Source organism: Pseudomonas onubensis (assembly GCF_965653655.1).
Taxonomy (GTDB): domain Bacteria; phylum Pseudomonadota; class Gammaproteobacteria; order Pseudomonadales; family Pseudomonadaceae; genus Aquipseudomonas.
The window spans coordinates 1-25,603 of record NZ_CBFHAZ010000094.1 but is presented as its reverse complement, the minus strand read 5'-3'; the positions used below and the strand labels follow the sequence as shown (position 1 = coordinate 25,603).

The 25,603-nt window shown below is 61.9% G+C and carries 25 protein-coding genes; 18 read left to right on the top strand and 7 right to left on the bottom strand.

What is annotated here, in order from left to right:
• Window positions 1–95: 95 nt before the first annotated feature.
• Window positions 96–890, bottom strand: a complete 795-nt coding sequence (locus ACTD9P_RS23605; RefSeq protein ID WP_438869584.1) for a class II aldolase/adducin family protein — start codon at window positions 888–890, stop codon at window positions 96–98.
• A gap of 251 nt (window positions 891–1,141) precedes the next feature.
• Window positions 1,142–2,047 (bottom strand): LysR family transcriptional regulator, encoded by a 906-nt coding sequence (locus ACTD9P_RS23600; protein ID WP_138815642.1) that lies wholly within the window; start codon window positions 2,045–2,047, stop codon window positions 1,142–1,144.
• 225 nt (window positions 2,048–2,272) lie between these two features.
• Here ACTD9P_RS23600 and ACTD9P_RS23595 point away from each other — a divergent pair, with 225 nt between their 5' ends.
• Entirely contained in the window at window positions 2,273–2,884 is a 612-nt protein-coding gene (locus tag ACTD9P_RS23595) for a cysteine dioxygenase family protein (RefSeq protein WP_438869583.1), read from the top strand.
• Window positions 2,881–4,464, top strand: coding sequence for a rhodanese-related sulfurtransferase (locus tag ACTD9P_RS23590; RefSeq protein ID WP_438869582.1), 1,584 nt, complete (start codon window positions 2,881–2,883; stop codon window positions 4,462–4,464). Before ACTD9P_RS23595 ends, ACTD9P_RS23590 begins: the two co-directional genes overlap by 4 nt.
• A gap of 36 nt (window positions 4,465–4,500) precedes the next feature.
• On the opposite strand, the gene ACTD9P_RS23585 is transcribed toward ACTD9P_RS23590, so the two are convergent.
• On the bottom strand, window positions 4,501–5,280 hold the full coding sequence (locus ACTD9P_RS23585; RefSeq protein ID WP_438869581.1) for a Type III secretion system effector HopBA1: 780 nt from the start codon (window positions 5,278–5,280) through the stop codon (window positions 4,501–4,503).
• 219 nt (window positions 5,281–5,499) lie between these two features.
• On the opposite strand from ACTD9P_RS23585, the gene ACTD9P_RS23580 reads away from it, so the two are divergent.
• Both ACTD9P_RS23580 and xopG read left to right on the top strand, forming a co-directional pair.
• Window positions 5,500–5,970, top strand: a complete 471-nt coding sequence (locus ACTD9P_RS23580) for a type III secretion system chaperone family protein (protein ID WP_438869579.1) — start codon at window positions 5,500–5,502, stop codon at window positions 5,968–5,970.
• A gap of 21 nt (window positions 5,971–5,991) precedes the next feature.
• Window positions 5,992–6,636, top strand: coding sequence for a XopG/HopH/AvrPtoH family type III secretion system effector (gene xopG, locus ACTD9P_RS23575; RefSeq protein ID WP_438869578.1), 645 nt, complete (start codon window positions 5,992–5,994; stop codon window positions 6,634–6,636).
• A gap of 57 nt (window positions 6,637–6,693) precedes the next feature.
• Here xopG and ACTD9P_RS23570 read toward each other — a convergent pair whose 3' ends face one another.
• From ACTD9P_RS23570 to ACTD9P_RS23555, 4 genes are all read right to left on the bottom strand, one after another.
• Window positions 6,694–8,055: a hypothetical protein gene (locus ACTD9P_RS23570; protein WP_438869577.1), complete on the bottom strand. Its 1,362-nt coding sequence runs from the start codon at window positions 8,053–8,055 to the stop codon at window positions 6,694–6,696.
• A gap of 60 nt (window positions 8,056–8,115) precedes the next feature.
• Complete coding sequence (locus tag ACTD9P_RS23565) at window positions 8,116–9,090, bottom strand: lytic transglycosylase domain-containing protein (protein WP_438869576.1); 975 nt, start codon at window positions 9,088–9,090, stop codon at window positions 8,116–8,118.
• A 44-nt stretch (window positions 9,091–9,134) separates the two neighbouring features.
• Window positions 9,135–11,495 carry a type III effector HrpK domain-containing protein gene (locus ACTD9P_RS23560; RefSeq protein WP_438869575.1) on the bottom strand — a complete coding sequence of 787 codons (2,361 nt, stop codon included), beginning with the start codon at window positions 11,493–11,495 and terminating at the stop codon, window positions 9,135–9,137.
• Window positions 11,496–11,596: 101 nt separating this feature from the next.
• Window positions 11,597–12,133, bottom strand: coding sequence for an RNA polymerase sigma factor (locus tag ACTD9P_RS23555; RefSeq protein ID WP_438869574.1), 537 nt, complete (start codon window positions 12,131–12,133; stop codon window positions 11,597–11,599).
• Window positions 12,134–12,378: 245 nt separating this feature from the next.
• Here ACTD9P_RS23555 and sctW point away from each other — a divergent pair, with 245 nt between their 5' ends.
• The 14 genes from sctW to ACTD9P_RS23485 all read left to right on the top strand — a co-directional run bounded on the left by sctW (window position 12,379) and on the right by ACTD9P_RS23485 (window position 25,162).
• A complete protein-coding gene (sctW, locus tag ACTD9P_RS23550; RefSeq protein ID WP_438869573.1) occupies window positions 12,379–13,494 on the top strand; it encodes a type III secretion system gatekeeper subunit SctW in 1,116 nt (371 codons plus the stop codon).
• On the top strand, window positions 13,494–15,590 hold the full coding sequence (gene sctV, locus ACTD9P_RS23545) for a type III secretion system export apparatus subunit SctV (RefSeq protein WP_200434310.1): 2,097 nt from the start codon (window positions 13,494–13,496) through the stop codon (window positions 15,588–15,590). Before sctW ends, sctV begins: the two co-directional genes overlap by 1 nt.
• A 17-nt stretch (window positions 15,591–15,607) precedes the next feature.
• A complete protein-coding gene (locus ACTD9P_RS23540) occupies window positions 15,608–16,552 on the top strand; it encodes an FHA domain-containing protein (protein ID WP_438869572.1) in 945 nt (314 codons plus the stop codon).
• Window positions 16,546–17,898, top strand: coding sequence for a FliI/YscN family ATPase (locus ACTD9P_RS23535; RefSeq protein WP_438869586.1), 1,353 nt, complete (start codon window positions 16,546–16,548; stop codon window positions 17,896–17,898). The genes ACTD9P_RS23540 and ACTD9P_RS23535 overlap by 7 nt, the downstream gene beginning before the upstream one ends.
• A gap of 2 nt (window positions 17,899–17,900) precedes the next feature.
• Window positions 17,901–18,344, top strand: a complete 444-nt coding sequence (locus ACTD9P_RS23530) for a type III secretion protein (protein WP_438869571.1) — start codon at window positions 17,901–17,903, stop codon at window positions 18,342–18,344.
• Window positions 18,334–18,888 carry a type III secretion system HrpP C-terminal domain-containing protein gene (locus ACTD9P_RS23525; RefSeq protein WP_438869570.1) on the top strand — a complete coding sequence of 185 codons (555 nt, stop codon included), beginning with the start codon at window positions 18,334–18,336 and terminating at the stop codon, window positions 18,886–18,888. The genes ACTD9P_RS23530 and ACTD9P_RS23525 overlap by 11 nt, the downstream gene beginning before the upstream one ends.
• Window positions 18,885–19,607 carry a type III secretion system protein gene (locus ACTD9P_RS23520; RefSeq protein ID WP_438869569.1) on the top strand — a complete coding sequence of 241 codons (723 nt, stop codon included), beginning with the start codon at window positions 18,885–18,887 and terminating at the stop codon, window positions 19,605–19,607. Before ACTD9P_RS23525 ends, ACTD9P_RS23520 begins: the two co-directional genes overlap by 4 nt.
• Window positions 19,600–19,962 carry a FliM/FliN family flagellar motor switch protein gene (locus ACTD9P_RS23515; protein ID WP_438869568.1) on the top strand — a complete coding sequence of 121 codons (363 nt, stop codon included), beginning with the start codon at window positions 19,600–19,602 and terminating at the stop codon, window positions 19,960–19,962. Before ACTD9P_RS23520 ends, ACTD9P_RS23515 begins: the two co-directional genes overlap by 8 nt.
• Entirely contained in the window at window positions 19,959–20,612 is a 654-nt protein-coding gene (sctR, locus tag ACTD9P_RS23510) for a type III secretion system export apparatus subunit SctR (protein ID WP_200434317.1), read from the top strand. The genes ACTD9P_RS23515 and sctR overlap by 4 nt, the downstream gene beginning before the upstream one ends.
• 8 nt (window positions 20,613–20,620) lie before the next feature.
• Window positions 20,621–20,887: a type III secretion system export apparatus subunit SctS gene (sctS, locus tag ACTD9P_RS23505; protein WP_200434318.1), complete on the top strand. Its 267-nt coding sequence runs from the start codon at window positions 20,621–20,623 to the stop codon at window positions 20,885–20,887.
• Window positions 20,887–21,681 (top strand): type III secretion system export apparatus subunit SctT, encoded by a 795-nt coding sequence (sctT, locus tag ACTD9P_RS23500; protein ID WP_438869585.1) that lies wholly within the window; start codon window positions 20,887–20,889, stop codon window positions 21,679–21,681. The genes sctS and sctT overlap by 1 nt, the downstream gene beginning before the upstream one ends.
• A complete protein-coding gene (gene sctU / locus ACTD9P_RS23495) occupies window positions 21,678–22,754 on the top strand; it encodes a type III secretion system export apparatus subunit SctU (RefSeq protein ID WP_438869567.1) in 1,077 nt (358 codons plus the stop codon). The genes sctT and sctU overlap by 4 nt, the downstream gene beginning before the upstream one ends.
• Window positions 22,755–22,829: 75 nt before the next feature.
• Window positions 22,830–23,759 (top strand): hypothetical protein, encoded by a 930-nt coding sequence (locus ACTD9P_RS23490; RefSeq protein WP_438869566.1) that lies wholly within the window; start codon window positions 22,830–22,832, stop codon window positions 23,757–23,759.
• Window positions 23,756–25,162: a hypothetical protein gene (locus tag ACTD9P_RS23485; protein WP_438869565.1), complete on the top strand. Its 1,407-nt coding sequence runs from the start codon at window positions 23,756–23,758 to the stop codon at window positions 25,160–25,162. The genes ACTD9P_RS23490 and ACTD9P_RS23485 overlap by 4 nt, the downstream gene beginning before the upstream one ends.
• The last annotated feature ends 441 nt before the right edge of the window (window positions 25,163–25,603 follow it).

Sequence of the window (25,603 nt, the reverse complement as noted above, 5' to 3'; positions counted from 1 at the left end):
CGAATGCGGTGGATCAGTCAATATTTGCGTTGACTGACACGCCGCATTCGCGAGCAAGCCCGCTCCCACAGTGTTGATCTTCAGTGGTTTCAACTTCAGTTTTTATAATCGGTATCCGTGCGCTCCAACTGCCGAATCAACGCATTCCAATGCCGCACCACACCCGGCCCTGCGCCATTGCTGAACACCTTGGCCTGCTCCTCCACCTTGGCCACCACCTCTGCCGGCGGGAAGATAAGCTCTGCATTGCCACCGGCCTGCGCCGCGATCTGGATATTGCACGCGCGCTCCAGCCCTTGCAGCTGCTGGAAGGCATGCTCCACGCTGACGCCTGCGGTCAACAGCCCATGGTTGCGCAAGATCATCACACTCTTGTCGCCCAGGTCGGCCACCAGCCGCTCGCGCTCATCCAGGTCCAGCGCCACGCCTTCATAACCGTGGTAAGCCACGCGCCCGGAGAACGCAATGGAATGCTGGGAGATCGGCAGCAAGCCATCTTTCTGCGCCGACACCGCAATGCCGTCGCGGGTGTGGGTGTGCAGCACCGCTTGCAAGTCATGACGCGCGCCGTGGATGGCGCTGTGGATCACATAGCCTGCGTAGTTGATGCCCAGGCCGGTCGGGTCGTCGACAATCGTGCCGTCGAGGTCGACCTTGACCAGGTTGGAGGCGTTGATTTCATCGAACAACAGCCCGTAGGCGTTGATCAGGAAATGCTCATCCGGCCCCGGCACACGGGCAGAAAAGTGCGTGTAGATATGGTCGGTCCACTTGTACAACGCCGCCAGCCGATAGGCCGCCGCCAGCTTGACGCGCACCTCCCACTCTTCTGGCGTGACGCGCTGGCGGACGTTGCTGGAAACACTGGAAAGCGAGGTGACGCTGCTCATGGCAAAACTTCCTGGATGGCCTTAAGGACTTCCAGTCAGCCTAGGGGATCGCCAAAAATAATAAAAAGCACATTTTAATCTAAGCTAATTATTATTTTTTTTTATAAAAAAACCAGCTACCACATAGATGGTTCCCACGCTCCGCGTGGGAATTCAGCCCTGGACGCTCGGCGTCCCAAAGCGTGACGCAGAGCGTCACAAGAGGCATTCCCACGCAGAGCGTGGGAACGATCAGTCCGCAGCCCCCAGTCTCAAGCAGCGTTGCGGATCTTGTGTAAAGAGGCCGCCACCAGCGTCCCAAACGCATCCACCGGCCCTTGCAGGTTACCCAGGAAGTGCGGGTAGATCAGCCACAAATCCATCACCGGCTTGAAGTCCTTGAGCGGCACCACCGCCAGTTGCTCAAGGTGCGCGCTGCGCTCCAGCAGCGGCCGCGGCACCAGCCCCAAGCCCAGGCCGTCCGCCACCAGGCCCAGCTGCAACTCAGTGCCAAAGGTTTCCAGGTTCACTCGCAGCGCCAGACCCTGGTCGGACAAGGTGCGCTGCAACCCGGCACGAAAACCACAGCCATCCGGGTTGAGAATCCAGCCGCCCTGATACACATCAGCCAACTTGCAGGGCTTTTTCGGCAACTGTGCCTTGGCACACACCACCACCAACTCCATCTTGCCGATAGACTCACCGACAATGTTGTCCGGGAAGATCTTGCCCGCCGGGAACAACGCCACCGCCGCATCCAGCTCGCCGCGCTCGATCTTGCCGACCAGTTGGCTGCCCCAACCCGTGGCGACCTGGGCGCGCAAGTCGGGGTATTCACTGCGCAAGTGCTTGAGCGCATCCAGCAGCACCACATCGCCGATGGTCTGCGGCACACCCAGGCGCAACACACCGCTAGGCGGCGCATCGGTGGCCACCAGCTCACGCAGGGCATCCATCTCGCGCAGGATCAGCCGACATTGCTCATACACCCGCGTGCCGATCAGCGTAGGTTTGAGCGGTTTGGTGTTGCGGTCGAACAGCTCCACGCCCAGCGCCTGCTCGAAGTTCTGCACGCGGCGGGTGATGGCCGGCTGAGTCAACTGCAACGACTCGGCAGCGTGGCTGATGGACTGGCAACGAATCACTTCGACAAAGGCATCGATATCGTCAATTTTCATTTGGGCCGCACATAGAGAACAGTCATTAAGATGTGTGGCAAGCATAGTTGTCACACGGCTGTCTGGATAGCCTGCGCTGTGATCGATAACGTCTAACGCTATTCAGACCGGTTCTAAATTACCTAAAGCTATAAGCTAATCATTAAAAAATAGCATATTAACTATAAACATTATGCTTATATAAACCCATCACGCCATCCCCATAAAAGTATTGATGGAACTGCCATGACCCAGGCTCGACACCCCGAAAGACTCAGAGCCTTTATAGGCGCCTTGGCCGAGCTGATTGACGGCAACCCACGCGAAGGCGACCTGTTGCACCGTGGCGGCAAGCTGTTGGCGCAACTGGTCAGCCATGACGACTGGCTGCCCGACGAGTACGCCCAACCCGACCCCGAGCGCTACCAGCAGTTTTTGCTGCATGCCGATTCACGTCAGCGCTTCAGCATCGTCAGCTTCGTGTGGGGGCCGGGCCAGCGCACGCCGATTCACGACCATCGGGTGTGGGGCCTGATCGGCATGTTGCGCGGTGCGGAGTTTTCCCAGGGTTTTGAACGCGCACCCGATGGCAGCCTGGTGGCCGAAGGCAAACCGGTCCAACTGCTGCCCGGCCAGGTTGAGGCGGTGTCACCCAAGGTCGGGGATATCCATCAGGTCAGCAATGCCCACAGTGACCAGGTGTCGATCAGCATTCATGTATACGGCGCCAATATTGGTGCCGTGCGCCGCGCGGTGTACCAGCCCGACGGCAGCGAGAAACTGTTTATCTCCGGTTATTCCAACGCCTACCTCCCGAACATCTGGGATTTGTCCAAAGAAAAGAGCCCTGCCCTATGACCACCGTATCGAACCGCAGCTTCGCCCAGATTCGCCAGGCCCTGTTGGACCGTGAAGAAGTCGCCTTGGTCGACGTGCGCGAAGAAGCGCCCTTTGCCGAGTCGCACCCGCTGTTCGCTGCGAATATCCCACTGTCCAAGCTGGAGCTGGAGGTGTATGCGCGCATTCCCCGTCGCGATACCCAAGTGACGGTCTACGACAATGGCGAAGGGTTGGCCGAACGTGCCGTTGCGCGCCTGGTTGCGTTGGGCTACACCCAGGTCAGCTTGCTCGAAGGTGGCCTGGACGGTTGGCGCCGCGCCGGTGGCGAGCTGTTTATCGACGTCAACGTACCCAGCAAAGCCTTCGGCGAGTTGGTTGAGAGCGAGCGCCACACGCCCTCGTTGGCCGCCGAAGAAGTACAGGCGCTGCTCGACAGCCAGGCCGATGTGGTGGTGCTCGATGCGCGCCGCTTCGATGAATACCAGACCATGAGCATCCCCACCGGCATCAGCGTGCCGGGTGCCGAACTGGTGCTGCGCGCGCGTGAACTGGCACCCGACCCGGCCACCCGCATCATCGTCAACTGCGCCGGGCGCACCCGCAGCATTATCGGCACCCAGTCGCTGATCAACTCAGGCATCGCCAACCCGGTGTCGGCACTGCGCAACGGCACCATCGGCTGGACCCTGGCCGGGCAGAAACTCGCCCATGGCCAAGCGCGCCGCTTTGCACCGACCTCGGAAGAACACCGTCAAATCGCCGCCGCAGACGCACGCCGCGTCGCCGACAAAGCACGCGTCGGCCGCGCCACACTTAACGACCTGCAACGCTGGCAGCAGGAGCCGAACCGCACCACCTACCTGTTCGATGTGCGCACGCCGGAGGAATTCGAAGCCGGCCACTTGCCGGGCGCGCGCTCCACACCGGGCGGCCAGTTGGTGCAGGAAACCGACCACGTGGCCAGCGTGCGCGGAGCGCGGTTGGTGCTGGCCGATGACGACGGCGTGCGGGCCAATATGTCCGCGTCATGGCTGGCGCAATTGGGCTGGGAGGTGCATGTGCTGGACGCACTGCAACCCGCGAACTTCAGCGAACACGGTGCGTGGGTCGCGCCGGTGCCGGCGCCCTTGCAGGCCGAACTGATCAGCCCCCACACCCTGGCCGAGTGGCTGCCCCATGGCGATACGGCGGTGCTGGATTTCACCCCAAGCGTCAACTACGTCAAACGCCATATCCCCGGTGCCTTCTGGGCTTTGCGGGCGCAATTGCCCCAGGCCCTGGCCAAGGTGCCGCCCGCCGAACGCTACGTGCTGACCTGCGGCACCAGCCAACTGGCGCGCCTGGCGGTCGCCGAGGTCGAAGCGATCACCGGCAAGCCGGTCTTCCTGTTGCAAGGTGGCACGCTTAACTGGATCGCCGAAAAACTGCCACTGGAAGAAGGCGAGACCCATCTCGCGTCACCGCGTATCGATCGCTACCGCCGCCCGTACGAAGGCACCGACAGCCCGAAGGAAGCCATGCAAGCGTACCTGGACTGGGAATTCGGCCTGGTCGACCAACTGGCGCGCGACGGCACACACGGTTTCTACGTGATCTGAGCCGCCCACGCCTGCCTGCATCCTGTGGGGTGCAGGCTAGCTATTCGCGATAGTGGTTTCGATCAGCGGTTTATTATCAAGCGAGCGCATCCGACTCTGCCCCAGGGCCAGAGCGTCCTTTTCACCTTCGAAGGCAAATCCCATCACCGGCCCAGGACGCATGTCATTGGGCCCATTCGCATCGCCTGTTCGAAAGTGAGTCGCACCGCCCCACACAATCGCCTTGCTCATGGATGCGCTTGACAGCTCTCGGACAAGCGCCATGTCCCACGCGCCATTCAACGCCAGCCTTTTTCTCATGTAGGCCAATGACTCGGGCAGATTGGTGGGTGCCGGCCCCGCAACGGCGCGGTCGATGCCGACTACTTTTATGCCGGCTTTCTTTAAGTCACAGATCGCCTTGGCCACGCGGCCGGTCCATTCGTAACCATGCTTGCCCCAGTTCTTATTCAAAAAATCCTGCACGGCGCCTTCGCCATGGGACAAGGCCGCTTGAAAGGCTGCGTTCTCTGAATACTTGACGAACTCGACCCCAGCCATTTCGACTCCAGCCTCTTTGAGTTTACTGGCCGCGCCGCTGACGAAGCCGGGAATCCCCAGTTTGCCGTGGGTGTCAGCCAGGTAAGTCACCTCATTCTTCGCGCACAGGCTCGCCAATATTTCCTGGGCGGGCATATTGATATGCCCGTACCTATCGACGGGAAACTGCGGCACAACAACCTTGGAAGCAACGGGTGATGACTTGGGTTTGCTGACGCTTTGCGATGCAATCGCAGGCTGCCTAAAGACGTGGTTTACAGGACCAACAGGGGTCATTGAATTGCCTCACTAGGTGGAAACATCGGGAGCGCTTCGCGGCACAGTTTTTTCAAGCATTTTCGTGAGTGGGTAACCACGCAGTTGGGTTCCCTGAGACTTGCGCCAGACAGGCATCACTGCGCAGTGGCGCCGCGCCTATTTCGCCCGCAGCCAGGAACCTGACCCCGGTTTTCCCCACTCATTTAGATTTGAATGGCTGAAAACTGAAGGTAAGCAATGAACCACCAAGACTCGTTTCAAAAACTGGTCAATCACCTGTTCCTGGTGATGCGCCGCCCTGCACCGGCGCTTGAGCATGGCGCGTGCGTTGACCTCGTTTTGGCCAACGGCGCAACGATCCAGATCCACCTCGCCGACGCCAACGTCACACTCAGCACATCAACCCCGCTTCACCGTGGCTACAGCGCTGACTTCCTCCTTGAACTGCTGCAGATCAACCTCAACGTGGACGCCGCACACAGCATTGTGGTGAGTGCGCTAGCTGCCGAAGAGCTGATTGTGGTGTGGGGCAAAGAGTCGCTCTCGGCGCTCACCCCGGAAAGTTTCGTGGAGTACTTCGACCGGTTCTGCCATCACGTCGACGTCATCACCCGGCACAACGTTGCAAAACCACGGGACAAACAGACCTGCGCGGCCAGCGACCTGAACAAAAGCCTGTTGACCCAGCAAAGCATCACACTCAAGTAAACACGCCACAGGACCTCTGCAATGAGAATTCAAAACAGCGTCATCGCCCCACACATCCTCATCAAGGCTTATGACCAGCATGACTACAACAAAGCCGAGTCGGCCCTTACCAAGCTTGCGAGCAGGCCCAACGGTAGAAGCCTGATTGCTGAAATTGGCAAGCTCAGCACCAACGGCAGAGCCATGACGATCAGCGTGGTTGATGCCTATAGCGATACCGCCGCACACGCCAAGCTCACCGCGCAACAGGCCGCTGCCAACGGTGTGCCAGACTCGGAGTTCAGCCTGGAGAACAACGCCATAGCCGCAAAGCTGGCGTTTAAAAGCGGAATGCAAAAAGGCACTGGCACGAGCGCCAACGTGGACTTCAACCATAAGCAATATGTGGCCGTCGACGAGGCAGGCATGCCGTTCCTGGACTCCAACAAAAAACTCTCATTCGTCTCCCTGGCCCACGAAATGGTGCACGGCTATCGGATCATGAAAGGTACTTACACCGGCGGTGTGGGCGACCGCTATACCGCCGGCACCCCGGCTGCGAATGAGGAAGCACGCGCCGTCGGCCTGGGCAAGTACAAGAACGAAGCGTTTTCCGAAAACAGCATACGGACGGAACATGGACTTCCCCTGCGCAACCAATACGCGGCCGACCGCTCTCGCGGCTGATACACAAGCAAAAAAAGCCCCGGGAACGAACCCTCGGGGCTTTTTTGTATTCGCCGATCAGACCTCGGAGCCACCTTGCGGATCAACGCCCCGCGCCGGGCGCTGGCGCAACCGGTTCGCCAAACCGGCGACTGCGTTAGCACCCGCCTCGGCGGCTGACGACAGGCCTTCAGCCACAGCGCTTGCTGCGCTCATCGTCTTGGCCGGCACGTCTTCTTGCAACGTCTTGGTCGCAGCCTTGCTGGCCGGGTCGGTCAACACCCCCACCGCGCCGTAAGCGCCAAACGTCATGGCTGACATGGCAACGTTGGTAGCGCCGTCTGCGGCGGCGATGGCCGCAGGCGAATACCCGGCCTTGGCCGCCGCGCCCTTGACCATGCTGCGGGCTACGGTTGCCAAGGCTCCGCCACCGCCCAGCGCCAAGCCGTTTGCCGTTGCACTGCTGGCAGAAATGACGCCACCCAGGGACTTCGCCGTGTCCGTCAAGATGTCCAGTGGCAGTTTGGCCAAACGCTTGCCGCTGTTGATCAACGGGTCGCGTGTGGGGCTGCAATCTCTGAGGGTTTCATACTGCTTTTTCCAATCCTGGCGCCCGAACAGGTATTCGGGGCCGGCGCGGTGAGCGTGCAGGTCACTGCGGCGCGTGGCCACCGCGTACCCGGCGCCAGCGGCCATGCCGCCAGCCGAACCGAACACGGTATCCGCCGCCGCAGCCGCCTTGGGGTGGCCGGTGCCCATCAGTGCCGTCGCCACCAGGCCCCTGGCGACGTTACGCAAACTGAACGTTTGATTCGCCAGCGCCGAATCCAGCGCACGGCGGCCCAGGTTCTCCGTGCCCCTGGCCTCCTGAGCCTGCTGCATCACTGGCTCAAGCACCTCGGCCGGCGCCTTGAGCCACATTGAGTCATGGGTAGTACGCGCCAGCACGCCACTGGCTGCCGTGTCGATCGCGCCCGAAAACGCCCCCCCAATAAACCCGGTATAGGACGGGTTTCCAGCGGCCTTTTGAGTGATGTCCGGCACCTTGTCGAGCAGCACCGAGGCCACCGCAAAAGGTGCCGACCCCATCGCCCCAAGTGCCGGCAATGTTACCCGATCCATACGCGTGGCCTTGTCGAGCAAACGCTCCACGTCGGCCGCCGTCTGCCCCATCGCCTGCAACTGCCCGGCGCGGTCCTTGACCAATGCGCCTAGGGCCTGCTTGTTGTCGGGCGTTTCGTGCGGGGCAAAAATATCCGCCATCTTTTGCTCCAGGTCCAACAGCACCTGAGGATCATTGACGCTACTGACCGGCGCGGCGCCGGCTATCGCGCTATGGCCCAGCGGCTGCATCTGAATGCCCTGGTTGCGTCGCTCGACTTCAAATGCCAACTCGGGCAATACCGGTGGATGAGAACTGATTCTTGGGGGATTACTCATGGTTATAGCCTCCTGGCAAAGCGGGTAACAACGTACTGCCTACACGGGTGAATAATGTTTTTAAGCCGGTAATTGCCCCTGGCCGCTGCCGATGATCTGGGCGAAGTGCTGCACGTTTTTCACGTAGTCCGGGTCGCCCACGCCGCCGACGTCCGCCAGGTTATTGCGGTTGACCTTGTCCGGCCCCGAGTTGTACGCACGCAGCGCCGCGCCGATATCACCGCCAAACGCCTTGCTCTGGTCACGCAGGTAGAGCGCGCCGGCCATGATGTTGTCGTGGATCGCGTTGCCGTTGAATTTATCCGGGTTCTCGCTCTTCATTTGCGCAGCAGTGTCAGCGTTGACCTGCATCAAGCCGCCGTCGGTCTTGCCGTTGACGTTGGTGCTGGACGCATTCGAATCGCCACGGGATTCGGCCCAGATCTGCCCGGCGATAACGCTGGCGGGCATTCCGGTTTTCTGTGCGGCTTCCTGGATGTCGGCGCGATACGGTTCCAGTGCCGGCGGCAGGTGCAAGTCACTGCTGCCCGTCACGCCGGAATTGCCCGACGCCGCGCTTGCTGGCGAGCTCCCGCCTGCGGGGCTCGCTTGCGCTGGAGCAGCACCGCCACCACCACCGCCCTGGTCAGCCACACCGCTGCGCGGAATATGCGGGGCGGGCTTGGCCGAGCCCGAGCCCGAATCGCCGCTATCGGACCCCGAGTCGCCATTTTTTTGCATCAGTGACTGCAGGAACTGCATCACCACCTTGAGGATGTCTTCGATCATCTGATTGAGCGAACCACTCTGGTCCGCGTCACTTTTTTGATCAGCCGACTTGGGCTGTGTGGTGGTCGAGGAAGGGTCCGAAGGCGTGCCGAAGTCGATAGGTTTATCCGGGCGTGCAGCCGTCAGCTCCTTGGCTCCGGCAGGCGCGCCTTGCCCAGCTTGCCCATGCTGCTCGGAGGCAGGCTGGGCACCCTGGCCCAGGACTTTCTCAAGGTCTTTCTCAATGTCTTGAATCGCGGTACGCAGCGACGCAGGGGAAATATTCAAAGCAGTACTCCTTGGGGGCTAATCTCAGGAACGAGGCGTGTTGATCAATGCGGTTTAGGGATGCCGAACTGGTTGAGCGTCGGGTCGACGTTATGGTCGAACGCCTTGGCTTCTGCGTGTTTCTTCACCGCCGCGATGATCGCGGCGATGCCCAGGCCAATACTGGCGAGGGCATCCACTGCCCAGCCGATAGGGCCGGCAGCGGCGCCGATAACGCTGGCAGCCATGGCCCCGGCAGCTTCTGCACCCACTGCCACCCCCACGCGAATCGCCGCACCGGCCGCCATGCGGCCCAGGCCCACGGTGGCTTCGTGGCCCGCCATCGAGCGCACCGCGTCCACACCGTCCTTGACGCCGCTGATGCCTTTCTTGACGTCATCCACATCGTCTTTGACGTTCTGCGCCTTTTGCGTGGCCGTCATCGCCAGGGTCGCGGTGGCCGTCGCATCGCCATTGGCCGCACTGTTGAGGAAGCTGCGTCCGGCCTTGGACTGCTGCAAGGCATCGAGGGTAGAACTCTGGAAGCCCGCCTGCTGGGCGCCGACAAACGCGGGCGGCAATACGCTTTCATAGGCCGCGCGGTGATCGTTCACGGTTTGCAGCGCCTGGGTGGCGTCGGGTTTCTTGCCACTCAGGCCCTGCTGCAACTCGCCGCCCTGGGTGAAGTTGGCCTGGTAGGCGTCCTGCATTTTCCATTGCAGCGCGGGCTGGTTGCCCAGCACCTGCTGCGCCGTCGGCACCTTGGCGTTGGGGCCAAGCAAATCCTGCTGCAACTGCAACTGGGCCGACAGGCCGTTGGCCGCGCTGCTGTAGTCGGGCGCCGCCGCGCCCTTTTTCATGTTCTTCTCGGCCGTGTCCATATCCGCGCTCAGGGCCGAGCCGTTGTTGACGTTTTTCATCTGGTCGTAAACCGCCTTGGTCAGCGAAGGGTCGCTGGCTACCAGGGCTTTTTCCTGTTCCGGCACGGCTTTTTGCAGATAGGCCTGCACGTCCGGGTCGTTTTGCAATTGGCTGATATCGTCGGACAGAGCTTTTTCGGTATCGCCGGTTTTGCGCAGGTCGCTGCCTGCATCGACGCTCAGTTTGGTCTGTTGCAACTTGACCATCACCGCCGCTTTTTGCGCGCCGGAGTAATTCTGCGGGTTCTTGAAAACGTCGGCACCCAGCTTGCTGATATCGACGTTGGCCACCGCATTGATGGTCGCGGCATCGCTGACCATGCTGGCGAATTCGCCACCATTTTTTGGCGCCTGGTTTTTAATCCAGCCGCTGATATTCGCCGCGTTAAACAAGCCATCCGGACTATGGGCCGCCAGGGCGTGACCCGACAGCCCGCCTTGATCGAGCAGGTTGAAAAAGCCCGGTTGCGACCAGGTCTTGGCGGCTTGGCGTGTCACACCTGCCAGCCCCGGGTTGCTGTTTTGCAACGCGGCCAGGCCGGCCTGATCGGTGAGGCCATCGACCTTGGTCTGGCCGTTGGCACCTGCGGCGTGCGCCGGGTCCGCAGCGGCAGTCAAGGGTTCGTTGGCGCGCATCACCGACGCGGAGATCACCATTTGCAGCGATTGCTCGTCGGCGTTCGGGTTGGCCTTCTGGTACGCCGCCAGGTCCTTGCTGGCGCCGTCGGCGGAGCTTTGCATCTGGCTGACGAACTTGCTGAGGTCTTTGTTGTTGATGATCCCGTCGGCCTTGGGGTTGATCGCGGTATCGATAGCGTTTTCCAACGCCGGGTTGGCCTTGATGAACGCCATGGCCTGCGCACCATTGGCCCCGCCTTCCTGGGCCATCTGCGCGGCGGCGATCGGTCGGTTGAGTTCTTTTTCGGCTTGCAACTGCTGGTCGGGCGGCAGGTTCGCGACCATCGGCGCCCAGCGCTTCAAGGCATCCGGGGTGTTGTATTTGGAGTCGTCCAGGAACTTGCCGCTGTCACTGGCGGGCGCCACCGAGCTGGTGGCTGGCGCCGCTGGCGGTGCTGCCGGTGCTGCCGGTGCTGCCGGGGCCGCGCCTTGCACAGGCGCTGCCGCCGTTGTTGGCGCAGATGCTGTTGCAGGCGCAGCGCCTGAAGCTGCACCTGACCCTGCCCCTACTCCTGGCACCGACGCCGGGCCGGGTGCCGACTGCGGGTCAGCCGGCGGGTTGAACAGGTTCTTCATGAACTGATCAATCTGGTTTTTGAACGAGTTCAACTCAGTGCCCAGCTGCTTCTCGAAATCCGCGATCTGGGCGTTACCTGCATCCAGCGTATCTTGCGTTTGCTTCAGGAACTCCAGCGGCTGAGCCTGGGAGCCGAACTGCACGCCGCCGTTTTTCGCAGGCCCACCGCCCTGCGCGTCCGACGTTGCGGGCGACGCCTGGGAATCCGCGACAGAACTGCTACTGGAAAACGGGGAATTGGAAATGCGCATAGGGGCCGCCACTTTCTGTTGGACATTTGTAATGCGTGGGACCAGAGCCACAAGAGGTTCCCTCCTCCTGTGTAATTAATTGGCCATCTGTGCCGCGCAGATCAAAATCCGCTGGAGACTCTCCGCTTGAGTTGCTCGCGCGCCCGCGACAACCGTGAGCGCACCGTCCCCACCGGCACCCCGAGTTGCGAGGCGGTGTCCAGGTAGTTGCCTTCCATCTCCATTGAGACGTGGATGATCTCCTGCATGTTCAGCGGCAAGGTGGCGATGGCGCCCACCACCCGCACCAGTTGACGGCTGCCGTTGACCTCGCTGAAAACATCGCTCTGATCGGTAATATCCAGCACTTCACGCTCCTCCAGGCAGGCCTGGAATGGCTGGTTGTAGAGCTGGCGAAAATGGCTGCGAATCAGGTTCATCGCGATACCGCACAGCCAGGTCAGCAGCAGCGATTCATTGCGAAATTTATGCTCGTTTCGCAAGGCTTCAAGAAAGGTGCCTTGCAGCAGGTCCTCGACATCATCGGGGTTCATCACCTTCTTTCTGATGAACAACCGAACCTTCTGCAACAGCGTCTCATCGAGTTGGCGAAGCGCGGAGATATGAGTGGAAAACGTCAGCGAATCGATCACACACATGGACAAATACCATTTCAAGATATGTCCGGCTTATAGAGCGATATACATGCCATAAATACACAAGCCCTATCCGACTGTTTTATAAGCATATTTTTTCTAAGGCTTTTGAAAAAATGCAAGATTCTGCACAAACGTATCTTGACCAATACATATTTATGCACACTTTTTCTATTGCCTTATTAAGTGGAACCCGTTAGCCAAAACCCCCACTCACTACGCATGATCCCCTGCGTCAGTGCCGCGCCATGAAAATTTCCGCGTTCAACCCCATCGTCGCGATCCAGCCTGTTTTCCCGGTTACGCCAAGGCCCGAAGCCACGTCTGCGGCGATGGCGCCGACGATCGCCAAAGACCAGGGCAGCACGCCGCAGCAAGTGGCCCGATTCACCTCGGCACTGATCCAGCAAAGCCAGTCACTGAGCCAGCGCGACCTGGTGATCAGCAGCACGGCGCTGCAATCCAAAGCGATGAAACTGGGTGAGCTGTACCAGTTGCTGATGGGCACCCAGGACTTGAACCTCGATTCCGTGGTGCGCAATTTGCGCAAGGAACTCAAGCGCCAGGTGATCGACAACAGCATCCTCGATGAGGTGCTGCGCTCGGCCGGCGGCGATGCGGCAAAAGCCCATGTGATGCTGCAAGCCGCCGCGCGCCAAGCCTTTAACGAAGGTGCCAGCGAGGAGCACGTGCTGCTGTCACAGCAACTGCGGGTGCTGCGTCACCAACACGGCAACCGCGCACGTGCGGGCATCAACACGGCTCGCGCCTTTGCCCGCTCCAGCCTTAACCCACGCCGCCGGCAAACCCTGCGCGACCTTTACTACAACGGCGTAGTGGGCCAACCCACGATTTCCAGCCTGATCGACACCCTCCTCGGCCAGGAAGAAGGCGAGCACCACTTCGAGCCGACCCTGCGCGACCTGCGCAGCGCGATCGCCGACGACATGGCCGCCTTCACCCCGTCCAGCACCCGTCAGCAACTGCGCACGCTGATGCACGGCCTTAATACCGCCCGACATGTATCCACCTTGTTGCACAACTGCGAACACTTGCTGGGGCGCATGCGCGGTAAAAACCCGGCGTTGCAGCTCAACGCGCCGACCTTTCTCAAGCACCTGCTGGTGTTGTCGGGCAAGGGCATGAACCTGCATGAAACCCTGCAACTGACGCAATTTATTGGTGGCTCACAACTCAAGCATCAGCTGTCGTTTCTCAATGGCCTGCGCCCGATGCTGCAACAGTTGCCGATCCTGTTGTGGAAAGACCTCAAGGCCCGTCAGAACGCCCTGGGCAACTTGCTGATGCTGATGGCCGAGTTGACCCAGCAAGAGCAAAAACTGGCCAAGGGGCGACCTGCCTGATGCACAAGATCGTCAACCTGCTGAACCAGATCGCCCTGGCGGCCATGCGCCGCTCCGAGATCGTGGGGGCATTTGTGGTGCTGGCCATCGTGTTCATGATGATCACGCCGCTGCCCACCTGGCTGGTTGATATCCTGATTGCGGTCAACATCTGCATCTCTTGCCTGCTGATCATGCTGGCCATGCACCTGCCCCGGCCCCTGGCTTTCTCGACGTTTCCGTCGGTGCTGCTGATCACCACCATGTTTCGCCTGGCGCTGTCGATTTCGACCACGCGCCTGATCCTGCTGAACCAGGATGCCGGCCACATCGTCCAGGCCTTCGGCCAGTTTGTGGTAGGCGGCAACCTGGCGGTGGGCATGGTGATCTTCATGATCCTCACGGTGGTCAACTTTCTGGTGATCACCAAGGGCTCGGAACGGGTTGCCGAAGTGGGCGCACGCTTCACGCTCGATGCGATGCCCGGCAAGCAAATGTCCATCGACAGCGACCTGCGCGCCAACCTGATCAACGTGCAGGAAGCCAAGCGCCGACGCTCTGAATTGGGCAAGGAAAGCCAGCTGTTCGGGGCCATGGACGGCGCGATGAAGTTCGTCAATGGCGACGCCATCGCCAGCCTGATCATCGTGGCCATCAACATGATTGGCGGCATCTCCATCGGCGTTATCCAACATGGCATGAGCGCCGGCGATGCGGTGCAGCTCTACACCGTGCTGACCATCGGCGACGGCCTGATCGCGCAGATTCCGGCCCTGCTGATCTCCGTGACCTCGGGCATGATCATCACGCGCGTCTCCAACGACAACGCGGCGGCCGACGCCAACATCGGCCGCGAAATTGCCGAACAGATCACCAGCCAGCCCAAAGCGTGGATCATCGCCTCGGTGGCCATGCTCGGCTTTGCCGCCATGCCGGGAATGCCCACCGCCGTATTTATCACCATCGCCATCATTTGCAGCCTCGGCGGCTTCCTGCAATTGCAGCGGGCCAAACCCAAGGTGGTGACCGAACAACCGGTACACGTCGCCCCCGAAAACAATGGCAAGGAAGACTTGCGGATGTTCCTGCCCAGCCGGCAGTTTGTGCTGCAATTTCACCCCTCGCAGAACCGTGCGCTGGTGGAATCACTGGTCAGCGAGATCCGTCAGCGTCGCAACCGCCTGGTGGTCAATTACGGCCTGACGTTGCCCTCGTTCATCATCGAATACCTGTCCCACCTCGAGCAGGACGAATTCCGCTTCGTGGTCTACGAAGTACCGATGTTCAAGGCCACTCTGAGCCAGACCCATGTCGCCATTGACGGCCAGGCACAAGTCGTCGATCAGCTGGAACAGGCCATCACCGGCACCGTGGACCGCCAGGAAAGCCAATGGCTGTGGATGCCCGTCGATGCACCGCAGTTGCAGAGCCTGCCGGTGGTGACCGCCAGCACGCTGATTATCGAACGCATGGAGCGCGCCTTGCAGGTGTGCGGGCCACAATTTATCGGTTTGCAGGAAACCAAGGCGATTCTCGGCTGGCTGGAGTCGGAACAACCGGAAGTGGCCCAGGAGCTGCAGCGCGTGGTGCCGCTGGCGCGTTTTTCCCAGGTGCTGCAACGCCTGGCATCGGAATGCGTACCGCTGCGCGGGGTACGGGTGATTGCCGAAACGCTGATCGAACACGGCCAGCACGAACGCGACGTCACCGCCCTCAACGACTATGTGCGCATCGCCCTCAAATCCCTGATCTACAACCAGTATTGCAGCGCGGTGGGCCTGCAGGTGTGGCTGCTGACCCCGGAAAGCGAAGGCATCTTGCGCGACAGCTTGCGCCAGACCCAGACCGAAACCTTTTTTGCCCTCAACAGCGAATCCAGCCTGTTGCTGGTACAGCAACTGCGCATGGCATTCCCGCTTCGCTCCACCGAGCGCGCAGTGATGTTGGTGGCCCAGGATCTGCGCAGCCCGCTGCGCACGCTGTTGCAAGATGAATTCCACCATGTGCCGGTGCTGTCCTTCGCCGAAATCAGCAATGCCGCCGAAGTCAAAGTGCTGGGTCGCTTCGACCTGGAAGACGAGTATTCCCCACAGGAAGAAGACGACTATGCCGCCTGACACCTGGAGCCCTTGTGATGTTTGAACTGCGCGTACTCAACGGCCTGCACCAGGGCGCCACACTGCCGCTGATCGGCGAGCAATGGCTGATCGGTGCGCATGCCGACCATGACCTGGCGCTGTACGACCCGGGCATCGCTGCGCTGCATTGTCGCCTGAGCCGCACCGAAGCGGGCTGGGCGCTGGACGCCGAACAAAGCCTGATCAACGACGCCGAAGGGCATGCCCTCACCACCACCGTGCTGACCCCCAACCAGACCTTTGTGCTCGGCAATGTGTGGTTGTGCCTGGCGCCCGCCGAAGAGGCGTGGCCGCAAGTGCCGATGCTGGTGGCGCCGACACGGCCGCCGGTGCACGAACCGATCGCCGCACCGCGCCCGCTGCCGCCGCCGCGCGTGTCACGGCTAAAGCTGGCGTGCGGGGTACTGGCCGGTCTGGTCGTCGGTGCGGCAGGCGCCTCCTGGGGTTTGAACCGCACTGTCGCCGCACCGGCACCAGCCGCCGTCGCGCAACAGAGCCCGCCCGCCACGGCGCCCGCCAAACCCGTGCAGGCGCCGGCATCGGACAAGATCAACCTGACCAGCCGTGATGAAGTACGCCGCCGCCTCAGCACCTTGCTCAGTGATCGCCTGCTGACCGAGGTCAGTGTGGAAGACAGCGACGACGGTCTGGTCCTCCAGGGGCACCTTAAAGACGACGCGCTGCCGATCTACACGCGCATGCTCAAGGGCTTCAACGAACGCTTTGCATCGGCCGTGCCGGTGCTCGACAAAGTCACCGCCGTGGGCAGCGGCCTGCCGTTTGCCATTGTGCAAATCATCTCGGGCAACAACGCGCACCTGGTCACCGCCGACGGCCATCGGATGTACATCGGCGACCAGTTAAAGGGGCTGCGCCTCACGCGCCTGGATGAGCAGCACATCGAGTTCGACGGTGACCAACACATCGAGATGCACTGGTGAGCCCCGCCCTCGCCCGCTGGACCGAGGAACAGCGCACACGCCTGGCCCATTGCTCGGCCGTGCGCATCAGCGGGCGCGTGTCGGCGGTCAGCGGGATCTTGCTGGAGTGCCAGGTACCGGCCGCCAAAATCGGCGACCTGTGCCAGGTCAGCAAGGGCGACGGCAGCACCATGCTCGCGGAAATCGTCGGTTTCACGCCCCAATGTACCTTGCTCAGCGCCCTTGGCACGCCAGAAGGCATCCAGGTCGGCGCGCGCATAGAACCGCTGGGCATGGCCCACCGCATTGGCGTGGATGACCAACTGTTGGGGCGCGTGCTCGATGGTTTCGGCCGACCGCTGTTGGGCGATGGCGACGGCGCCTTCGCCGGCTTGCACGACCCGCGCACCACCACCCCGGTGATTGCCGCCGCGTTGCCGCCGATGCAGAAACCACGCATCAGCAATGCGCTGCCTACCGGCATTCGCGCGATTGACAGTGCCATTCTGATCGGTGAAGGGCAGCGCGTCGGCCTCTTCGCCGGCGCCGGTTGCGGCAAAACCACGCTGCTGGCGGAGATGGCCCGCAACATCGACTGCGACGTGATTGTGTTCGGCCTGATTGGTGAGCGCGGGCGCGAACTGCGTGAATTCCTCGACCATGAACTGGATGACGAACTGCGCCAGCGCTCGGTATTGATCTGCGCCACATCCGACCGTTCGAGCATGGAGCGTGCCCGCGCGGCCTTCACCGCCACGGCCATTGCCGAAGCCTACCGCCAGCGCGGCCTGAAAGTGCTGTTGCTGATCGATTCGCTGACGCGTTTTGCCCGCGCCCAACGGGAAATCGGGATCGCCGCCGGTGAGCCCCTGGGGCGCGGCGGCCTGCCGCCGTCGGTGTACACCTTGCTGCCGCAGCTGGTGGAGCGCGCCGGCATGAGTGAAAACGGCTCGATTACCGCGATTTATACGGTGCTGATCGAGGCCGACTCGATGAACGACCCGGTGGCCGACGAAGTGCGCTCGCTGCTGGACGGGCACATTGTGTTGTCACGCAAATTGGCCGAGCGCGGGCACTACCCCGCCATCGACGTGCCGGCCAGCATCAGCCGGATCCTGGGCAATATCACCAGCCGCGAACACGTGCGCAACAACAACCGCCTGCGCCAATTGATGGCCGCCTACCGACAAGTGGAAATGCTCCTGCGCCTGGGGGAATACCAGGCCGGGACGGATCCGGTCACCGACTGCGCGGTGCAGCTGCACGAAACCATCAACCAGTTCCTGCGCCAGGACCTGCGTGAGCCCGTGAGCCTCGACGACACCCTGGCGCGCCTCGATTACATCACCTCGCAATTACCGGATTGAACATGGACGAAGACCTGGAAGTAGACCTGGACCGCGCTGCATTGGAGCACGCCATCGGCGTACTGACGCCGTTGCGCCAACACCGTCAGGCGAGCGCAGAACGTGCTCGCCGGCAAATCGAGCAGGAACTGCACCAGCTCCATGAGCAATTGTTGATCAGCACGGCTTCGCTCAATCAGGAACGCGACAACCAGAAGCTGCGCCGCCAACAGCTGTCGGACACGCACCTGGAACGAACCATGGAGCTGAGTGACATCGACCGTTGGCACGAAAAGGAGCGACGCATGCTCGACCGCCTCGCGCACATCCGTCAGAGCGTCAGCCAGTTGCGCGAGCGTATCGAGGCGCAGGAACACCAACTGCAGCAGGCGCAGCAAGCCGTCAAGGCGCGCCAGCGTGCGGTGGAAAAACTCGCCTGCATGAGTGAGAGCCTTGATGAGAACTGAGCCGATCAAGCACCTGGCACCGCCGCCGGCGCCGGTAAAAACCGCCGCCGTGCCCGCCACGCCTTACCCGACCGGCAACCCGGCGCCCAAGCGCAATGACGTGCTGCGCAACCGTCAGGCCGACAGCCGAGTGCCCAGTGACAGCAGCCCGCAGCTGGACGCCGACGGTGTGCTTTTTGAGCAATTGATCGCGCCGCTGCCGGGCGAGCAGGACGATCAGTCCGGCTCGCAGGACGGTGGGAGCAGCCATTTTTCAATGTTCACGCCCATCGAGGGCGTCCCGACACAGCTGGTCGATGAACTGGCACTGCGGCTGCCAGACGTGGGCAATCGCCCGTTCAGCGCCACCCTGCTGATGCCCAACCTGGGCAAGGTGCAGATCCAGGCGCAAAAAAATCCCGGCCATTGGGCGATCCGCCTGAGCTTCTCGCGTCGCGATGTGCTGGAGCGCCTGGGCCGCCATCAGCCCGCCTGCGAGGAAGCATTTTCCCAGGCCCTGGGCCATGCAGTGGAGCTGTCTTTACAGCCGGCGGGTGATGCATGAAAGCCCTGGTACTGCGGCGCATGTCATCAACGGTGGCGAACGCATGCCAGGCGCTGGGGCGCGGACGCTGGCTGGCGTATGGCAGCGGCGAGACGTCCGGCTACCTGACCCTGGGCCCTTTGCTGCCGCCTGGCAGCTACCCTGATGACCTGCGCCTGAACCTGTCGAGCAAACACGGCCCGCTGCAACTGAGCAACGCCGACGCACTGTTGAGCCTGCTGGGGGAAACCCCGGTTATTGCCGCTGGGGAACTGCAAGCCTGGTACTGGCAGTTGATCAATCAACAGTTTGCAGACGCTATTTACGACCTGCTTGCGCCTCTCGAACCCTCGCCGCAGGCGGCCCCGCTGCTGGCCGAATGCCTGGAGTGCCGCATCAGTGTCGAGCGCGGCGGCGAGCGGGTCCACGGGGTAGTGAAGTGCAGCGCCGATACCCTGCTACAGCTGTTCGGTGCCGCCCCTTGGCACTACCTCGAACAGCAATGGCCGCACGACTGGCCCATGCACTACCCGCTGGAACTCGGCCGCTTGCAGCTGAGCGTGAATGAACTGCGCTCATTACGCCCCGGCGATGTGTTGCTGCCCGCCACCCCGCGCTTCGACCCCCAGGGCCAGGGCCGATTGCAGTTGGGTGAGCGCCAGTGGCGTGTGCACAGCGAAACCTTGAACGACCATTTGCAGCTGCGGCTGATTCACGAGGAAGACCTGCACCATGAATGAGCCACACTTTGGGGCTGACAGCGACGTGGGCGAGGAAGAAGCCAGTGTCCCGTTCGACGAAGAACCTGGGCAACCCTGGGACGACCACGCCCCGGCCGACACGCCAGCTCACGACGCCGCGCCCGCCTCGGCGCTGAACGGTTTGAGCCTTGAACTGACGGTACGCGCAGGCGCTGTCAGCCTTAGCCTGGACGCGCTGCAACGCCTGGCGCCGGGTTCGGTGGTGGGCATTACCGGCATCGCGCCAGGTGAAGCCACCTTGTGTCATGGCGAACGTGTAGTTGCCCACGGTGAGCTGGTAGACGTCGATGGGCGCCTGGGCCTGCAGATTACCCGTGTGGTGTTTGATCGATGATTCTGGACGGCATGAACCCGATCATGCTCGCGCTGTTTCTGGGCGCGCTGTCGTTGATCCCACTGTTTCTGATCGTCTGCACGGCGTTCCTGAAGATCTCCATGGTGCTGCTGATCACCCGCAACGCCATCGGCGTGCAACAGGTGCCACCGAACATCGCAATGTATGGCATTGCCCTGGCCGCGACGCTGTTCGTCATGGCCCCGGTGGCCCATGAGATTCAGCAACGGATCAACGACAACCCGTTGCAGATCGGCACCACCGAAAAGCTCGAGGCCAGCGCCAACACGGTCATCCAGCCGTTGCTGCACTTCATGACCCGCAATACCGACCCGGATGTGCAGGCCCATCTGCTGGAAAACACCCACCGCATGTGGCCGGCCGAGATGGCCGATAAAGCCACCAGCAACGACCTGCTGCTGGCGATTCCGGCGTTCGTGCTCTCGGAGCTGCAGGCCGGGTTTCAGATCGGCTTTCTGATCTACATCCCGTTCATCGTGATTGACCTGATCGTTTCCAACCTGCTGCTGGCGCTGGGCATGCAAATGGTGTCGCCGATGACCATTTCGCTGCCCCTCAAGCTGCTGCTGTTCGTGCTCGTGCAAGGCTGGTCACGCTTGCTCGACAGCCTGTTCTATTCCTATTTGTGAGTGTGGCCGTGGAAGCGTTGGAGCTGTTCAAGCAAGGCATGTATCTGGTGGTGATCCTTACCGCCCCGCCGTTGCTGGTGGCGGTATTGGTGGGCGTGCTGACCTCGCTGTTGCAGGCCCTGACGCAGATTCAAGACCAGACCCTGCCCTTCGGTGTCAAGCTGGCCGCCGTGGGCCTGACCCTGGCCGCCACCGGGCGCTGGATCGGCGTGGAGCTGATCTCGTTCATCAACCTGGCGTTTGATCTGATCGCACGCACCGGTGGCGCGCATTGATTCCGTTTGACGGCGAGCATCTGTTCGAGCTGATGCTCGGCACGGGGCTGGCCATGGCGCGGATTCTGCCGTGCATGATCCTGGTGCCGGCGTTCTGCTTCAAATACTTGAAGGGGCCGCTGCGCTACGGCGTGACCGTTGCGGTCTCGCTGATCCCGGCGCCGAGCATCGGCCGGGTGCTGGCGGCACAGAACGACGACTGGTTTTTAATCGCCGGCCTGCTGGTCAAAGAGTCGGTACTGGGCATCTTCCTGGGCCTGTTGCTGTACGCGCCGTTCTGGATGTTTGCCACCGCCGGCGCCCTGCTGGACAGCCAGCGCGGCGCCCTGAGTGGCGGCCAGCTCAACCCGTCCCTGGGGCCGGACGCCACGCCCCTGGGTGAATTGTTCCAGGAAATGCTGATCATGCTGGTGATCCTGTCGGGTGGCCTGTCGCTGATCACCCAAGTGATCTGGGACAGCTACGTGATCTGGCCGCCCACCGCCTGGCTGCCGGGCATGGATATCCAGGGCCTCGACGTATTTCTCGGGGAACTGAACCGCACCCTGCAACACGCCCTGCTGTACGCCGCGCCGTTCATTGGCCTGCTGCTGCTGATCGAAGCGGCCTTCGCCATCGTCGGCCTGTATGCCCAGCAACTCAACGTGTCGGTGTTGGCGATGCCGGCCAAGAGCATGGCCGGTCTGCTGTTTTTGCTGGTGTACCTGCCGACCCTGCTGGATTTTGGTAACGGCGAACTCAAGCACTGGCTGGACCTGAAGTTCATCCTCGGCCAGATCGTACACGTGCCATGAGTGAAAAAACCGAAAAGGCCACGCCCAAGGCCGAACGCGATGCGCGGGAAAAAGGCCAGGTCGGGCAGAGCCAGGACCTGACCAAGCTGTTGGTGCTGCTGGGCGTCAGCGAGGTGTGCCTGGGAGCCGCCGATGACAGCGTGAACCGCTTGCAAACGCTGATCGCGCTGCCCCTGCAACGGTTGCGCGAACCGTTCATGCACACCTTGGTGGAGTTGGGCGGCGAAGCCGTGTGGACACTTGTCTCCTTCACCTTGATGACCATTGGCGTGGCGATCCTGATGCGCCTGGTGGGCAGCTGGCTGCAAATCGGGTTCCTGTTTGCGCCCAAGGCATTGAAAATCGACCTGGGCAAAATAAACCCCATCTCGCACCTCAAGCAGATGTTTTCCGGGCAGAGCCTGATGAACCTGCTGATGAGTATCCTCAAGGCTCTGGTGATCGCCATCACCCTTTACGTCTCCATCAAGCCGCTGCTGGGCAAGCTGGTATTGCTGGCCGACACCGACCTGACCACCTACTGGCATGCGTTGCTCGCGGTGTTTCGCAGTGTGCTGCACACCACCCTGGGTTTGTTGCTGGTCATGGCGATGGTCGACTTCGCCATGCAGAAGTACTTCCACGCGAAAAAACTGCGCATGAGCCACGAGGACATCAAGACCGAATACAAGCAGTCCGAGGGCGACCCGCACGTCAAAGGCCATCGCAAACACCTGGCTCAGGAACTGCTCAACGGCGCACCGCCACCGCCGCGCAAACCCGTCGAAGAGGCCGATGTGCTGCTGGTCAACCCCACGCACTATGCGGTGGCGCTGTACTACCGGCCCGGGCAGACGCCGCTGCCGGTGATCCATTGCAAGGGCGAGGACGAAGACGCTTTGGCGCTGATCAAGCGCGCGCAAAAAGCCAGGATCCCGGTAGTGCAATGCGTGTGGCTGGCACGGGCGTTGTACAAGGTCAGAACCGGCCGCCATATCCCGCGGCCCACGCTCCTGGAAGTGGCGCATATCTATCAGGTGATCAAGCAATTGGACGAGGTCACGGCAGACATCATTCAGCTCGAAGAACCCTGATCCAGAGCGGTTAATTCACGAAACTGCAATATTAAAAGGTTTCAATACGGGTCAAAACTTTCGGAAGTCTGACCGATGAAATCCGCACCTTCATTGCCCCTCGAAAAAACCGTCGGCGCCTGGTTGCTCGAGGCTGGCGAACGCCTCGGCGTGCCCCCTGCCCTGGCCCAGGATTTTGCCCGGGATGCCGTGCTGAATTTGCCCGGCATGACCTTGCAACTTTCTCCCTGGCAAACCCAGCCGGTGCCGCAATGGGTCGCCTTGGGACTGCTGCGACGGCCCAACGGATTGCCTGTCGAAACCTGGAGCGAACTGTTGTTGCGGGCCAACTGCGGGGTGTCGGCGATGAGCAGCTGCAGCCTGGCCATGAGCGAAACCGGCGAAGGCTTGCTGGTGCAACGCCTGGCCTCGCACCCCGATGCAGACGGCGCACAGCTGAGTGACGAGTTGGGCCACCTGCTGGCGCTGGGCGAAAGCCTGGTAGCCGCCGCCACAGCACTCAACGCCGGGCCGGGAAGCGCCGGTACACCCGCCGGCCCCGTACCGGCCCAGGCCGCACCCAGCCTTGAATCGGCCCACGCCGCCTTGCACCTGGACTGGCACCGGCCATTGCTGCTAAGCGCCCTGCAGCGCCTGGGCGTCAGCGCACCGGCGCCGGACCAGATCCACACCGTGGGCGTGATCAAAGCCAACGGACGCAGCTTCGAAGTGATCGCCGACGGCGATCGCTGCCACTTGCTGGTCAGCACGCCGATCGAGACCGCCTTGCGCACCCCAAGCCAACGCGAACGCTGCCTGCGGGCCAACCTGCAATTGATCCTGTTGACCCACAGCGCCGTAGCCCTTGCGCCACACGGCAGCACACTGCAAGCGCGCTGGAACAGCACCGCGCTGAACGGCGAAGACTTCGCCGATTGGCTGCTGGATTTCGGCGTGCTGGCCGACAGTTTCGCCGCCCCACCTTCACCCGCTGCCACCGCACCAAGGAACCCTGCATGGACATGAGAAGACCTGCCCCGGCAGGCGGCATGGCGCCGCCAAACCCGGCCATCGCGTTGCAACCCCTGCGCCGCGCACGCACGCCTGACGAGCTGGAGCGCGGCGAACCGGCAGCGCCACCACCCGGCTATACCGCACGCGCGGCGGCGCAGGTCAGCGGGTTGGGGCAAGCCTTCCATCGCAGCTACCTGGCGCCTGGCTGGAAAGCCGCCGGCAGTGCCTGGACCAGCGTCAGCGGCTATGGCGCCGCCGCAGGCCACAACCTCAAGCAGGGCGCAGTGCAAGCCTGGAGCGACAGCGCCGCCAACCTGCCGTCCGGGCGCACCACCCTGGCCGCCGCCGGGCAGACCTTGCAGCAAATGGCGACCTGCGGCGTGCCCACCTACCTGCGCGAAGTGGCGTTCATGCACACCTATAGCGCGCTGGCCGACGGGCTGGCGAAAAAAAGCCCGGGGGGTGCGCTGGCCTTGCAGGCGGCGATTTCCCTGGCCTCGGTCGCCACCCAAATCTACGTGCGTCAACCGCGCCTGGATCGGCTGGGCAACGAGTCCAGTGTGGCGGTGCGCGGCCACTTTGCCCTCAGCGAACCGAAATGGAACGCCCTGCTGCCGGCCAAACAAGACGCGCTGCGCCAGCAAATGCAACGGGATTCGCGCAACGTCACGCGTAACCAGATCATTGCCGAAGCGGTCTACCTGGGCATGGGCGCATTGGGTGCTTCACGGGGTGACGGCGCGCTGAGTGCGCGGGTGCTGGCGACGCAACTGCGTAATGTGATCTATGCGATTACCCGCGAGTCGATGCAAGCCAGCCTGAGCATGACCGGCAAGCATGGCCCGACCAAGACCCATGGCGTCCACCAGGACGATATGTCGGTGTTGGGCTGGGCCTACGGGACCATGACGCTGAGCATGGGCTTTGTGCAGGATTCCATCAGCCCGAAAGTGCTGCCGCCCGGGCAGACACTCACCAGCCCGGCGTTGCTGGATGATCATCATCAACCCCTGCGCGGGGATGCGCTGGCGGAGTCGATTCAATCGTTGGCAGGTACGCGTGCGGCGTTCAATACGGTGATTGCGGTGCTCGATAACCATCTGCAAAAGCACTTCGATACCCAGCGTGCGGGGACCACCCAGCAGTGGAAGCCGAGCTTGCCACTGGAGGATTACGGACGGGTGCTCGACCAGTCACCGGCGCGGGTGGCTTGGACGAGCCTGGCCAGTGCGATCAACATGGCGACCGGCGAACTATTGCGCGGTAAATTGCCGCCGGCGTTGGCGGGGTTTCTGGGGAATGCCAGCAGTGCGGCGGTGATGGGGTTGGCTTATCGCACTACCAACCAGACGTTTCAGGCGCATGCGAGTGTGCGTAAGGCGGTGGCTGCTGGGGTGGCTGCGGGGGGGGCTTGAATTGCTGAGTACATATCCGTTATTTGGGTAACGGGTACTTAGGGTTCCGCCCTTACGGCGGGTCACTTTTGCAAGGACGCAAAAGTAACCAAAAGGTCCTCGCCCCAACACTCGGCACCTCGCTTAGGCTCGGTGTGCCAGAACGAAGGCTTGAATCCGTGGGCCGCCGCGCTGGGCCATCCTTGGCCCAGCGCGGCTAACCCGGCGTCCTGCCGGGTTACCCACGGATTCAAGCCTGCGTTCGGCCATCGTGGTTAACGGGGCGTCTCAGATCAAAAGCAGAGCACGGCGGCCTGAAAGCCGACCTGAGTGGTTGAATCAAAAGCCAGGTCAAGTGCGAAGCAAAAGCCTGTCTACCTGATGCACCGTGGTCTAAATGTGGGAGCGGGCTTGCTCGCGAATGCGGTGTGTCAGTTACAGATGAATTGACTGACCCACCGC